Source organism: Nonomuraea sp. NPDC005501 (genome assembly GCF_040605905.1).
Classification (GTDB): Bacteria; Actinomycetota; Actinomycetes; order Streptosporangiales; family Streptosporangiaceae; genus Nonomuraea.
The window spans coordinates 44,213-56,664 of the sequence record NZ_JBEXDT010000065.1 but is presented as its reverse complement, the minus strand read 5'-3'; the positions used below and the strand labels follow the sequence as shown (position 1 = coordinate 56,664).

Annotated in this window: 13 protein-coding genes; 10 read left to right on the top strand and 3 right to left on the bottom strand. The window is 71.8% G+C overall.

Annotated features, from left to right (window positions below; genetic code table 11):
• The first annotated feature begins 105 nt into the window (after positions 1–105).
• The 4 genes from ABZS51_RS27915 (at position 106) to truB (ending at position 2,883) form a co-directional block, all read left to right on the top strand.
• Positions 106–402: a DUF503 domain-containing protein gene (locus ABZS51_RS27915; protein ID WP_310717354.1), complete on the top strand. Its 297-nt coding sequence runs from the start codon at positions 106–108 to the stop codon at positions 400–402.
• Positions 403–442: 40 nt separating this feature from the next.
• Positions 443–898, top strand: coding sequence for a 30S ribosome-binding factor RbfA (gene rbfA / locus ABZS51_RS27910; RefSeq protein WP_310717355.1), 456 nt, complete (start codon positions 443–445; stop codon positions 896–898).
• Between the two features lie 116 nt (positions 899–1,014).
• The gene (locus tag ABZS51_RS27905; RefSeq protein ID WP_355446865.1) at positions 1,015–2,010 is read left to right on the top strand and encodes a bifunctional oligoribonuclease/PAP phosphatase NrnA; all 996 of its coding nucleotides are present in this window, start codon (positions 1,015–1,017) and stop codon (positions 2,008–2,010) included.
• A complete protein-coding gene (gene truB / locus ABZS51_RS27900) occupies positions 2,011–2,883 on the top strand; it encodes a tRNA pseudouridine(55) synthase TruB (RefSeq protein WP_355446862.1) in 873 nt (290 codons plus the stop codon). It begins immediately after the preceding gene.
• 47 nt (positions 2,884–2,930) lie between these two features.
• On the opposite strand, the gene ABZS51_RS27895 is transcribed toward truB, so the two are convergent.
• A complete protein-coding gene (locus ABZS51_RS27895; protein WP_355446859.1) occupies positions 2,931–3,989 on the bottom strand; it encodes an SAM-dependent methyltransferase in 1,059 nt (352 codons plus the stop codon).
• Positions 3,990–4,108: 119 nt separating this feature from the next.
• On the opposite strand from ABZS51_RS27895, the gene ABZS51_RS27890 reads away from it, so the two are divergent.
• The 6 genes from ABZS51_RS27890 to ABZS51_RS27865 all read left to right on the top strand — a co-directional run bounded on the left by ABZS51_RS27890 (position 4,109) and on the right by ABZS51_RS27865 (position 10,852).
• Positions 4,109–5,023 (top strand): bifunctional riboflavin kinase/FAD synthetase, encoded by a 915-nt coding sequence (locus tag ABZS51_RS27890; protein ID WP_355446856.1) that lies wholly within the window; start codon positions 4,109–4,111, stop codon positions 5,021–5,023.
• 199 nt (positions 5,024–5,222) lie between these two features.
• Positions 5,223–5,492 (top strand): 30S ribosomal protein S15, encoded by a 270-nt coding sequence (gene rpsO, locus ABZS51_RS27885; protein ID WP_219471539.1) that lies wholly within the window; start codon positions 5,223–5,225, stop codon positions 5,490–5,492.
• Positions 5,493–5,775: 283 nt separating this feature from the next.
• Positions 5,776–8,103 carry a polyribonucleotide nucleotidyltransferase gene (locus ABZS51_RS27880; RefSeq protein WP_355446853.1) on the top strand — a complete coding sequence of 776 codons (2,328 nt, stop codon included), beginning with the start codon at positions 5,776–5,778 and terminating at the stop codon, positions 8,101–8,103.
• On the top strand, positions 8,100–9,413 hold the full coding sequence (locus ABZS51_RS27875; protein ID WP_355446850.1) for a pitrilysin family protein: 1,314 nt from the start codon (positions 8,100–8,102) through the stop codon (positions 9,411–9,413). Before ABZS51_RS27880 ends, ABZS51_RS27875 begins: the two co-directional genes overlap by 4 nt.
• A gap of 63 nt (positions 9,414–9,476) precedes the next feature.
• Entirely contained in the window at positions 9,477–10,214 is a 738-nt protein-coding gene (gene dapB / locus ABZS51_RS27870) for a 4-hydroxy-tetrahydrodipicolinate reductase (RefSeq protein ID WP_355446847.1), read from the top strand.
• A 155-nt stretch (positions 10,215–10,369) separates the two neighbouring features.
• Positions 10,370–10,852 (top strand): GNAT family N-acetyltransferase, encoded by a 483-nt coding sequence (locus ABZS51_RS27865; RefSeq protein ID WP_355446844.1) that lies wholly within the window; start codon positions 10,370–10,372, stop codon positions 10,850–10,852.
• 71 nt (positions 10,853–10,923) lie between these two features.
• Here the strand turns inward: ABZS51_RS27865 and ABZS51_RS27860 are convergent, their stop codons facing one another.
• Positions 10,924–11,799, bottom strand: coding sequence for a 1,4-dihydroxy-2-naphthoate polyprenyltransferase (locus tag ABZS51_RS27860; RefSeq protein WP_355446841.1), 876 nt, complete (start codon positions 11,797–11,799; stop codon positions 10,924–10,926).
• Positions 11,800–11,810: 11 nt separating this feature from the next.
• Entirely contained in the window at positions 11,811–12,419 is a 609-nt protein-coding gene (locus tag ABZS51_RS27855; protein ID WP_310717365.1) for a GNAT family N-acetyltransferase, read from the bottom strand.
• Between the last annotated feature and the right edge of the window lie 33 nt (positions 12,420–12,452).

Here is a 12,452-nt window from a genome sequence, read left to right as displayed (position 1 = left end):
TCGGCGGACCATCCGCCGAGCGCCCCTCGCACGCCCGGGCCTGGTCCCCACCGCAGCAGGACCGGCGTGCGTCTCACTCACCAGGACAAGCGGTGGCAACCAACGATGTATGTGGGTGCTCTTACCCTGGACATCCTGCTCGGCGACGTCCACTCGCTGAAGCAGAAGCGCTCCGTCGTGCGTCCCCTGGTCGCGGAGGTGCAGCGGCGCTTTCCCGCCGTGGCCGTGGCCGAGACCGGCCATCTCGACCTGCATCGCCGGGCGGAGGTCGGCATCGCGGTGGTGTCGGCCTCGGCGGCCAACTGCAAGGAAGTGATGGACGCCTGCGAGCGGCTGGTGGCGTTCCGGCCTGAGATCGAGCTGCTGTCGGCCAGGCAGCGGCTCTACAACGACGAAGACTGAACGACTGCACGACAGGCGTCGTGCGTGAGGGGGAGCGAACATGGTGGACGCAGCGCGAGCGCGCAAGCTCGCCGACCGCATCCAGCAGATCGTCGCCGAGATGCTGGAGCGGCGGATCAAGGACCCGCGCCTGGGCTTCGTCACCGTGACCGACACGCGCATCACCGCTGACCTGCGCGAGGCCACGGTCTTCTACACGGTGTTCGGCTCCGACGCCGAGCGCGCCGACAGCGCCGCCGCCCTGGAGAGCGCCAAGGGTGTCATCCGGGCGGAGGTGGGCCGGCAGACAGGTGTGCGGTTCACCCCGACCTTGACGTTCAAGCACGACCCGCTGCCCGACAGCGCGCGGCAGCTCGACACCCTCATCAACGCGGCACGGGCGAAGGACGCCGAAGTGGCGCGCAAGGCCGAGGGGGCCGCCTACGCGGGCGAGGCCGACCCCTACAAGAAGGCCGATGAGGAGGAGGACGACCAGGCGGGACACCCGGCGCCGTGACGCCCGACGTCCACACCTGGACGGCGCCTTCCGACCACACGGCGCCTCCTGATCGAACGGCGCCTCCCGGCCGCGCGGTCGTCCCGCCGGAGGCCGGCGCCACGGGAGACCGCGGCGTGACGGGCCAGGACCCGTTGGGCGGCGGCGTCCCCGAGGCGGCCTGGGAGCGGGCGGTCGAGCTCATCTCCCGGGCCGACGAGATCGCCCTCGCCTGTCACGTGTCGCCCGACGGCGACGCGCTCGGCTCGATGCTGGCCACCGGCTTCGTGCTGCGCTCGCTGGGCAAGCGGGTCGTCGCGTCGTTCGGCGACCGCCGGTTCGCGGTGCCGCGCCTGCTCGGGTTCCTGCCGGGCCAGGACATGCTGAGCCCGCCCCAGGACTTCCCGGCCGCGCCCGAGCTGATGATCACCTTCGACTCGGCGTCGTCCGACCGGCTCGGCCTGCTCGGCGCGAACGCCGCCGCCGCCCGCGAGCTCATCGTGGTGGACCACCACCCGTCGTGCTCCGGGTTCGGCACGCTCGGCCTCATCTCCCCGAAGGCGGCCGCCACGGCCATGCTCGCCGAGCAGCTCATCTACCGTCTCGGCGGCACCCTGGACCGTGACATCGCGACGTGCCTGTACGCGGGGCTGGTGACCGACACCGGGTCCTTCCGGCACTCCTCGACCTCTCCCGCGGCCCACGAGATGGCCGCGCGACTGGTCGCCACCGGACTGCGCACCGACGAGATCGCCCGGGAGCTGTGGGACCGCTCGCCGTTCGGCTACCTCAAGGTGCTCGCCGCCGCGCTCGACCGGGTGAAGCTGGAGGACGGGCTCGTGTGGACGTACGTGACGCGGGTCGACCGGGCCGCGTACGGCCTGCCGTACAGCGAGCTCGAAGGCGTCATCGACATCGTGCGCCGGGCCGACGAGGCCGAGGTGGCGGTGGTGTGCAAGGAGGACGACGACGGCGCCTGGCAGGTGTCCACCCGCTCCAAGGGCGCGGTGGACGTCGCGGCGGTGTGCGCGGCGATGGGCGGCGGCGGGCACCACCGCGCCGCCGGGTTCACCTCGCACGACGGCGTCGAGGAGACCATGGCGAGGTTCCGCGAGCTTCTGAGGAAGGTCTAGATGGCCGAGAGTGGCCTGATCATCGTCGACAAGCCCGCCGACTGGACGTCGCACGACGTGGTGGCCAGGATGCGCCGCCTCGCGGGCACGCGCCGGCTCGGCCACGCGGGCACGCTCGACCCGATGGCGACGGGCGTGCTGGTGGTGGGCGTGGAGAAGGCGACCCGGCTGCTCGGCCACCTGGCGCTGACCGAGAAGGTCTACACGGCGACCATGCGGCTCGGCGTGACCACCAACACCGACGACGCCGAGGGCGAGGTCACGGCCACGGCCTCGGCCGCCGCCGTCACCCCGGCGGAGGTCCACAAGGGCGTGGCCGCCCTCACCGGCGAGATCATGCAGATCCCGCCGCAGGTCAGCGCGATCAAGGTGGACGGGCAGCGCGCCTACAAGCGGGCCCGCGCCGGCGAGGAGGTGGAGCTGGCCGCCCGGCCGGTCACCGTGTACGGATTCGAGGTGCTCGACGTGCGCGCCCACGACGACGTGGTGGACGTGGACGCGGTGGTCACCTGCTCCAGCGGCACCTACATCCGGGCCCTGGCCCGTGACCTCGGCTCGGGCCTCGGCGTCGGCGGCCACCTGACCCGGCTGCGCCGCACGCGGGTCGGCCCGTACGACCTGTCGATGGCCCGCACGCTGGACGAGCTGGCGCAGGAGTGCGTCGTCCTGCCCATCGGCGAGGCGGTCGCGGCGGCCTTTCCCCGGCGCGACGTCACGGCCGAGCAGGCGACGCTGGTCCGCCACGGTGGGCGGCTGCCCGCCGCGGGGCTGGGCGCGGGGCCGATCGGGGTGTTCGGCCCGGACGGCGACCTGCTGGCGCTGGTGGAGGAGCAGGGCCGCACGGCCCGCCCGCTGGCGGTCTTCGTCTCCTAGCGGCCCCTCCCGCTGTGCGGTGGACCCGGACGCGAGAGAGCCGAACCCTACGGCTTGCGGGCCACCATGAGGTCGCGCACGATGGCCTGGTCCACCCAGTGCTCGAAGTCGGGGAGCGCCGCCACCTCCAGCCCCGCCGAGGCGAGGATGGCAGCCAGCTCCTCCCGGCCGCCGCCGTAGGTGTTCCACGACACGCCCAGCGCCCCGCCGGGCCGTAGCAGCTCCGCCCACACCGGCACGGCCTTGGAGATCAGCTCCAGGGGGCTGCGCGACAGTCCCTTGCCGCCGGCCCGCCCGCCGTGGCTGCCGTGCTGCACGCCGTACGGGGCGTCGGTCACGATCACGTCGAACGAGCGGGGCTTGAAGAACTCGCGGCTGCGCAGGGTGTCGGCGTTGACCACGGAGACGTGCTGCACGTCGCCCGCCTTGAACTCGTCCTTCGACAGCGCGAAGGCGACGTTGAGCCGCCTGCCCACCAGCGCCCGCTCGCGGCGCACCGGCACGGTCTCGGCCGTGTGCTTGAGCCGCTTGTTGCGCAGCCACGTCTTGACGAACCCGGTGTAGGCCTCGACGTCCTTGCCGTCCACGTCCAGCCCGTAGGCGTCGTAGCCGTACATGAGGGCCTGGTTGAGGGTGGTGCCGCGCCCGCACATCGGATCGAAGACGGACAGCCTGCCGCCCAGCGGGAAGTCGGAGGCCAGCACGGTGACGTTGAGCAGCAGCTTGGTGAAGTGCTCGTTGGTCTTGCCCGCGTACTTCTGGATCGTGAGCAGGTCGCTGCTCAGCCGGTCGAGCGGCCGCATGCCCAGCGGCCGCAGCAGCTCGCCCTCCATCCCGGACCCCTCCATCCCGGACCCCTCCATCCCGAAGAGGGCGTAGACCGACGAGAGGTTGGACAGCAGCGCGACGTCGTCCTCGCCCAGCGGCTCGGGCGTCTCGAACGTCACGTACGGCAGGCCGCCGATGCGCGTCTCGCCGATGTCGGACACGGCGCCGCGCAGCCCCCGCTCGCTGAAGACGGCCAGTTCGGCCCGGGTCAGCCGGGGAGAGCTCTCGCCGTAGACGCGGTTGTAGGCGGGCAGGATCAGCAGCGCGTATCGAGGCATGGTGCGACCGATGGTACCCCTCTCCATCGCCCCCCTCGATTGGAGCGAACGCCCGGCCGCATGGCAGGCTTGGGGGGACTGATCCGCCACGAGCGAATGGGGCCGGCGTGCAGGGTGGCGTGCAGGGTTCGGAGAGATCCGTGGTCGCCGTCGGCGTCTTCGACGGCGTTCACCGCGGACACCGGCGGGTGATCGAGCGGGCCGTCGCCGCCGCCCGCGAGCTGGGGGCGCGCTGCGTGGCCGTCACGTTCGAGCCGCACCCCGACGACGTCGTCGTGCCCGGCTCGCGGACGCCCAGGCTGACCACGCCGCGGCGGCGCGCGGAGCTGCTGACCGCGCTGGGTGTGGACGAGTTGTGCGTGCTGGAGTTCACGCTGGAGCTGTCGCGCACGAGCGCCGACGACTTCGCCGAGGCCGTGCTGTCCGACCGGCTGCGCGCCGCGACGGTCGTGGTCGGCGAGGACTTCACGTTCGGTCACCGCGCGGCGGGCGACGTCGAGACGCTGCGCGCGCTGGGGGACAAGCACGACTTCACGGTGGAGACCGTCCCGCTGCTCGACGGGGTCTCCAGCGCCGGTGTCCGGGAGCGGCTGGTGGCGGGCGACGTCGAGGGCGCCGCCGCGGAGCTCGGCCGCCCGCACCGGGTCGAGGGCGTCGTGGTACGCGGCTACCAGCGCGGCCGTCAGCTCGGCTTCCCCACGGCCAACGTCGAGACGCCGCCGCACACGGCCATCCCCGCCGACGGGGTCTACGCCGGGTGGATGGAGTGCGTGCCCGTCGCCAACCTGCCGGTCGTCTACGCGGGCGAGCGCTGGCCCGCCGCCATCTCGATCGGCACCAACCCGACGTTCGAGGGCGTGCCGCGCACCGTCGAGGCGTACGCGCTGGACCGCGACGACCTGGAGCTTTACGGCGTGCACGTCGCGGTGGAGTTCGCGGCCCGGCTGCGCGGCAACACCCGCTTCGACTCGATCGAGGCGCTGGTCGAGCAGATCAACGCCGACGTCGCCGCGGCCCGCCGCCTGACCGCCTGACCGCCGTCGCGGCCCGCCTCCTGGCCCCCGGCGTCACGCGGAGTACGTGGACACGCCACACGTGGTGGTACTCTTGCATGTCGGCTCTGTGACGGCGCCGCAGCGCGCTGCCCTGACGGCCTTCGCTGCGGTGACTGTAGGCACGCACGGTCGCTCGCTCTTCCTGTTCGCAGGCGTGCCCGTAGATTGAAGGAGAGCCGTGTCCCTCGACACCGCTGCCAAGAAGACCATCATCGCCGAGTACGCGACGGCCGACGGCGACACCGGGTCGCCCGAGGTGCAGATCGCGCTGCTCAGCAAGCGCATCAGCGAGCTGACCGAGCACCTGAAGACGCACAAGCACGACCACCACAGCCGTCGTGGTCTGCTGCTGCTCGTCGGACGCCGGCGCCGCCTGCTGAAGTACCTGCAGAAGGTCGACATCGCGCGTTACCGGTCGCTCATCGAGCGGCTCGGCCTGCGGCGATAACATGGTGAGGGAGCGGCGTCCGCGTCGCTCCCTTCTCATATGGCGCAGAAGGCCGGTGTGTCGCCGCTGACGCGGCGGGCATCTGGCATACAACTGAAGATCCGAGACACTACAGCCCCCGCGTCCGCTCAGCACCATGCGACCCGCGACGCCTGCGGGCCGGTCCTCGGTAGTGGCTTCCGGTAAGCAAGACCGGGCGCTTCGATCGAAGACCGGCGCTGCACCTAACGAGGGTGCCGGTGAGAAAAGAGGGCGCGGGTGACCGACCAAAAGGAGGTCCCCCGTGGAGGGTGTCCACACCGCCGAAGCCGTTATCGACAACGGCGCGTTCGGCTCGCGCACGATCCGGTTCGAGACCGGTCGTCTGGCGCGTCAAGCGGCGGGTTCGGCCGTCGCGTATCTCGACAGCGACACGATGGTGCTGTCCGCGACCACCGCGTCCCGGCAGCCCAAGGAGAACCTCGACTTCTTCCCGCTCACGGTGGACGTCGAGGAGCGCATGTACGCCGCGGGCCGCATCCCCGGCTCGTTCTTCCGGCGTGAGGGCCGTCCCTCCGAGGACGCCATCCTCACCTGCCGCCTGATCGACCGGCCGTTGCGCCCGTCGTTCGTCAAGGGCCTGCGCAACGAGGTCCAGGTCGTCGCGACCGTCATGGCGCTCAATCCCGACCACCTGTACGACGTGGTCGCGATCAACGCCGCGTCGCTGTCGACGCAGCTGGCCGGCCTGCCGTTCTCCGGCCCGATCGGCGGCGTCCGCGTCGCGCTGATCGACGGCCAGTGGGTGGGCTTCCCGACCCACTCCGAGCTGGAGCGGGCCACCTTCGACATGGTCGTGGCCGGCCGGGTGCTGGCCGACGGCGACGTCGCCATCATGATGGTCGAGGCCGAGTCCACCAAGGACACGCTGAAGCTGGTGGCCGACGGCGCCGTGGCCCCGACCGAGGAGACGGTCGCGCAGGGCCTGGAGGCCGCCAAGCCGTTCATCAAGGTGCTGTGCGAGGCGCAGTCGCGCATCGCACAGGTCGCCGCGAAGGAGACCGCCGAGTACGCCGTCTTCCTCGACTACCAGGAGGACGTCTACGCCGCGGTCGAGAACGCGGTGAAGACCGAGCTGGCCGCCGCGCTGACCATCGCTCCCAAGCAGGAGCGCGAGGCGGAGCTGGAGAAGGTCAAGGCGCTGGCCGCCGAGAAGCTGCTGCCCGAGTTCGAGGGACGCGAGAAGGAGATCAGCGCCGCGTTCCGCTCGGTGATGAAGAAGCTCATGCGTGAGCGGGTCATCAGCGAGGGCATCCGCATCGACGGCCGTGGCACCAAGGACATCCGCGCCCTGTCGGCCGAGGTCCACGTGGTGCCCCGGGTGCACGGCTCGGCCCTGTTCGAGCGCGGCGAGACCCAGATCCTGGGCATCACGACGCTCAACATGCTGCGCATGGAGCAGGTCATCGACACGCTCAACCCTGAGCGGACCAAGCGCTACATGCACAACTACAACTTCCCGCCCTACTCCACCGGTGAGACCGGCCGGGTCGGCTCGCCCAAGCGGCGCGAGATCGGCCACGGCGCGCTGGCCGAGCGGGCGCTGATCCCGGTCCTGCCCACGCGTGAGGAGTTCCCGTACGCGATCCGGCAGGTGTCCGAGGCTCTCAGCTCCAACGGCTCCACCTCGATGGGCTCGGTCTGCGCCTCCACGATGGCGCTGCTCGACGCCGGTGTGCCGCTCAAGGCCATGGTCGCGGGCATCGCGATGGGGCTGATCGGCGAGGGCGACAGCTACGTGACGCTGACCGACATCCTCGGCGCCGAGGACGCCATGGGCGACATGGACTTCAAGGTCGCCGGCACCAAGGACGTCATCACCGCCCTGCAGCTCGACACCAAGCTCGACGGCATCCCCGCCAGCGTGCTGGCCGGTGCCCTCAAGCAGGCCAAGGGCGCTCGCCTGGCGATCCTCGACGTGATGCAGGAGGCGATCGACTCCCCGGCGGAGATGAACCCGACCGCGCCGCGCATCATCACGATCAAGGTCCCGGTCGACAAGATCGGCGAGGTCATCGGCCCGAAGGGCAAGATGATCAACCAGATCCAGGACGAGTCGGGCGCCGAGATCACCATCGAGGACGACGGCACGATCTACATCGGCGCCACCGACGGCCCGTCCGCCGAGGCGGCCCGTTCGGCGATCAACGCCATCGCCAACCCGCACATGCCGGAGGTGGGCGAGCGCTACCTCGGCACGGTCGTCAAGATCGCCGCGTTCGGCGCGTTCGTCTCGCTCATGCCGGGCAAGGACGGCCTGCTGCACGTCTCGCAGATCCGCAAGCTGCACGGCGGCAAGCGCATCGAGAACGTCGAGGACGTCATGAGCGTCGGCGAGAAGATCCAGGTGGAGATCGCCGAGATCGACCAGCGCGGCAAGCTCTCCCTCGTGCCCGTCGAGGTCATCGAGAAGGAGGCCGCCGAGCAGGAGGGCAAGGCCGAGTCCGGGGGCGAGCAGGCCTCGGCGGACGGGGCCCCGGCCGCCGACGACAAGCCCCGTGAGGAGCGGCCCCGCCGCACCCGCACGCGGGTTCGCGCTCCCCGCGACGACGCCGACGACCGCAACTCGTGACCCTCACCACCACGCTGCACCCCGGCCGTGAAGGGGCCGGGGTCGTCAGGCGCACCGTTCTCCCCGGTGGACTGCGCGTGGTGACCGAGACCATGCCGACCGTGCGCAGTGTCGCGGTCGGCATGTGGGTCGGCATCGGTTCCCGGGACGAGGCCCCCGAGCACATGGGGGCCACCCATTTCCTCGAACACCTCCTGTTCAAGGGCACCCCCACGCGTGACGCGATGGAGATCTCGGCCTCCATCGAGGGCATCGGCGGCGAGATCAACGCGTTCACCGCCAAGGAGTACACCTGCTACTACGCGCGGGTCCTCGACGAGGACCTGGCCGTCGCGGTCGATGTGCTCGCCGACGTGGTGACCAGCTCGCTCATCACCGACGACGACGTGGAGTCCGAGCGGGGCGTGATCCTGGAGGAGATCGCCATGCACGACGACGACCCGTCCGACGTCGTGTACGAGCAGTTCGCGGCGGCGCTGTACGGCGACTCCCCGATCGGGCGGCCCATCCTGGGCACGGTCGAGTCGATCAACGAGCTCCCCCGTGAGCGGATCGCCGAGTACTACCGCCGCTACTACGAGCCGCGCCGCACGGTCGTCTCGGTCTGCGGCAACGTCCGGCACGAGGACGTCGTCGAGCTGGTCGCGCGGGCGTACGAGCGGGCGGGCGCGCTCGGCGGGCCCCTCGACTGCGACCCGCCGCGCACCACCGGGCCGGGCATCGAGACGCACTCCGGCGTGACGGTGCTCGACCGTCCCACCGAGCAGGCCAACCTGGTGCTCGGCACCACCGGCATGTCCCGGACCGACGACCGCCGCTTCGCGCTCGGCGTGCTCAACGCCGCGCTCGGCGGCGGCATGTCGTCGCGGCTCTTCCAGGAGATCCGGGAGAAGCGCGGCCTGGCCTACTCGGCCTACAGCTACACCTCGGCCTACGCCGACACCGGGCAGTTCGGCATCTACGTCGGCTGCCTCCCGTCCAAGATCGACGATGTGCTGAAGATCTGCCGGGACGAGGTCGCCCGGGTGGTCTCGGAGGGGCTGGACGCCGACGAGATCGTCCGCGGCAAGGGCCAGATGCGCGGCGGGCTCGTCCTCGGCCTGGAGGACACCGGCTCGCGCATGTCGCGGATCGGCAAGAACGAGCTGGTCTACGACGAGCTGCTGTCCGTGGACGAGGTGCTGGCGCGCATCGACGCGGTCACGCCCGACGAGGTCGCCGAGGTGGCCGCCGACGTCCTCACCCGGCCGCTCACGCTCGCCGTGATCGGCCCGTACGGTGACAAGGACTTCTCCGGCGCCATCTCCTGACGCCGGCCGCTCCGCGCGGGTCCTCCTGTGGCCCGCGCGGACCGGCCGTATAGGGTTGACCGTGTGATCAAGGTAGGTGTGCTCGGCGCCCGCGGTCGTGTCGGCGTCGAGGTGTGCAAGGCGGTCGAGGCGGCCTCCGACATGGAGCTGGTGGCCGCGCTCGACAAGGACGACGCCGTCGAGGGCCTGCAAGGCGCCGAGGTGGTGGTCGACTTCACCCATCCCGACGTCGTCATGGGCAACCTGGAGTGGGCGATCGGGCACGGGATCCACCCGGTGGTCGGCACCACCGGGTTCGACGCCGCGCGGCTCGACACCGTACGCGGCTGGCTGGCGGCCTCACCGGGCACCAACGCCCTGATCGCGCCCAACTTCGGGATCGCGGCCGTGCTGATGATGCACTTCGCGCAGCAGGCGGCCCGCCACTTCGAGTCGGTCGAGATCGTCGAGCTGCACCACCCGAACAAGGCCGACGCCCCCTCCGGCACCGCCCGCCGTACCGCGGAGCTGGTGGCCGAGTCGCGGGCCAAGGCCGGACTGGGCGCCATGCCCGACGCCACCAGCACCGAGCTCGATGGCGCGCGCGGCGCCGACGTGGGCGGCGTCCACGTGCACGCCGTCCGGCTGGCGGGGCTGATCGCGCACCAGGAGGTGCTGCTCGGCGGCGGCGGCGAGATCCTCACCATCCGGCACGACACGATGAGCCGGGCCGCGTTCACCCCGGGCGTGCTGCTCGGCGTGCGCAGGGTGCGGGAGCTGCCCGGCCTCACCGTGGGCCTGGAGCCCCTGCTGGACCTCTGAGACTCGGAGCCCCGGAGAGACACGGCGTGCCCACCGCCTGCGAGCAGGCGAGTGGGCACGGGTGCGGAAGGAGCCTCGGCGCCGCACCGCCGAGCCACACGCTCTGCACACTATTACAGAGGCGCCGTCCCGCCCGAACATGAGACCGTGTCGCCATGGTGCGATGGGCCGACGCCGGGGAACTGCCCGGCCTGGTGGAGATAGAGCTGGCCGCCGACGCGTTGTTCGAGCAGGTCGGGATCACGTTCCCGGCGGGGACGACGCAGGTCGAGGAGGTCGAAGACCCCTCGTCGGTCCTGGTCGAGGGGTCCCCGCCGGTGGGCTTCGCCCTGGTGGGACGGGTGGACGGCAACCTCCACCTGGAACAGCTCGCCGTGCGTCCCGAGCGGATGCGGCAGGGGATCGGCGGGCGGCTGGTCGCGGCGGTGCGCGACCACGCGCTGGCGTGCGGCGCTCCCGCGGTGACGCTGACGACGTTCCGGGACGTGCCGTGGAACGCCCCCTGGTACGAACGGCACGGCTTCGGCGTGCTGCCGGAGGAGGCGTGGGGGCCGGAGCTGCGGGCGCTGGTGGAGCACGAGCGCGAGCTGGGCATCGAGGTGGCGCCCCGTGTCGTCATGAGCGCGGCGTCGTCATGAGCGCGGCGGTCCGCTGATGACGGATCGCGGCCGCCTTCGGCCTGCCCGCGCCGCTCGCCTTCGGCGGGGGGTCAGAGGCTGACGGCCAGGCCGATCGCGAACAGCAGGCCGTACGCCATCTGCAGCTTGCCCGTCGCCTGCAGCACGCCGATCAGCGCCGGCCCGACCGCGCCGTGCAGCACCGTCTTGACCGGCATGACCGCCAGCGGCGCCGCCAGCACCGCGAGCGGGGCCAGCGGCGCCCACGGGAGCATCGCGACCGCCACCACGAACGGCGCGATCAGGCACACGGCGTACAGCGTGCGCGTGCGCTCGGCGCCCAGCACCACCGCGAGCGTCCGCTTGCCGGCCGGCGCGTCGGTCGTCACGTCCCGCAGGTTGTTGACCACGAGCATCGAGCACGACAGCAGCCCCACCGGGATCGAGGCCAGCAGCGCCGCCCACGAGAGCTGCTCGGTCTGCACGTACGCCGTGCCCATCACCGGCACCAGGCCGAAGAAGACGAACACGGCCGCCTCGCCCAGCGCCCGGTAGCCGTACGGGTTCTTGCCGCCCGTGTAGAACCAGGCGGCGGCGATCGACGCGGCGCCCACGAGCAGGATCCACCACGCCCGGGTGGCGATCACGAGGGTCAGCCCGAGCACCGCCGCCGCGGCGAAGCAGCCGAACGCGGCGGCCAGCACCTGCGGCGGCGTCGCGGCCCGCGAGCCGACGAGCCGCATGGGGCCCACCCGCTCGTCGTCCGTGCCGCGCACGCCGTCGCTGTAGTCGTTGGCGTAGTTGACGCCGATCTGCAGCAGCAGCGCCACGAGCAGCGCGACGACCGCGCGCCACCAGATCGGCTGTCCCTCGCCGATCGCCACGCCGGTGCCGACCACGACGGGCACGACGGCGTTGGGCAGGGTGCGGGGACGCGCGCCGGCGATCCACTGGCCGGGGGTTGCCATCTCGGAGATCCTTAGCTGATGTCGGTGGTGAGCCGGACCATGCGGATCGAGCGACCCATGTCGAGCACGCGCTCGGCCATGTCCTCGCCCCAGCCGGCCGACTCCAGGAAGCCCAGCACCGCGTAGTTGTCGGCGAACACCCACGTGGCGATCTGCCGGTAACCGTCCTGGCGCAGGTGGTCGACCGTCGCGTTGAGCAGGCGGCTGCCGTGGCCGCGCCGGACGAAGTCCGGGTCCACCAGCAGCGTCAGCATCTCGGCCACCTCGGTGGGGTCGAGGTCGGGGTCCTCGGCCGGCGCGTGCGAGGCAAGGCCCACCACGCGCTCACCGCCTCGCGGGGTGGCGGGGACGCCGCTGCCGCCCACGCCGAGCGCGGGGAACCCCTCGGTGTCGAGGATGGTCTCCACCGCGACCAGCACCCGGTGCCTCGACGTGGGCGGGGCGACGATCGCCTCGTCCCACTGGCGCAGCCACATCTTCTCGGCCGCCGGGCCGGTCATCTGCTCCAAAGGGCCCTCGGGCAGGAAATCCCGATAGCCGTAGCGCCAGGCGCGGATCTGAACATTCGCCACCTGGAGCACATCCTCGCGCCGGGCCGCCCGGACGCCTACGTCTGCCATCTCGGCCCGCTCCTTCGCCTGCCGTTCGTGCCA

Excerpts from the sequence above, each read along its gene's own strand:
- ABZS51_RS27915 (WP_310717354.1), top strand. The coding sequence starts at position 106 with ATGTATGTGGGTGCTCTTACCCTGGACATCCTGCTCGGCGACGTCCAC.
- rbfA (WP_310717355.1), top strand. The coding sequence starts at position 443 with ATGGTGGACGCAGCGCGAGCGCGCAAGCTCGCCGACCGCATCCAGCAG.
- truB (WP_355446862.1), top strand. The coding sequence starts at position 2,011 with ATGGCCGAGAGTGGCCTGATCATCGTCGACAAGCCCGCCGACTGGACG.
- ABZS51_RS27895 (WP_355446859.1), bottom strand. The coding sequence starts at position 3,989 with ATGCCTCGATACGCGCTGCTGATCCTGCCCGCCTACAACCGCGTCTAC.
- ABZS51_RS27865 (WP_355446844.1), top strand. The coding sequence starts at position 10,370 with ATGGTGCGATGGGCCGACGCCGGGGAACTGCCCGGCCTGGTGGAGATA.
- ABZS51_RS27860 (WP_355446841.1), bottom strand. The coding sequence starts at position 11,799 with ATGGCAACCCCCGGCCAGTGGATCGCCGGCGCGCGTCCCCGCACCCTG.
- ABZS51_RS27855 (WP_310717365.1), bottom strand. The coding sequence starts at position 12,419 with ATGGCAGACGTAGGCGTCCGGGCGGCCCGGCGCGAGGATGTGCTCCAG.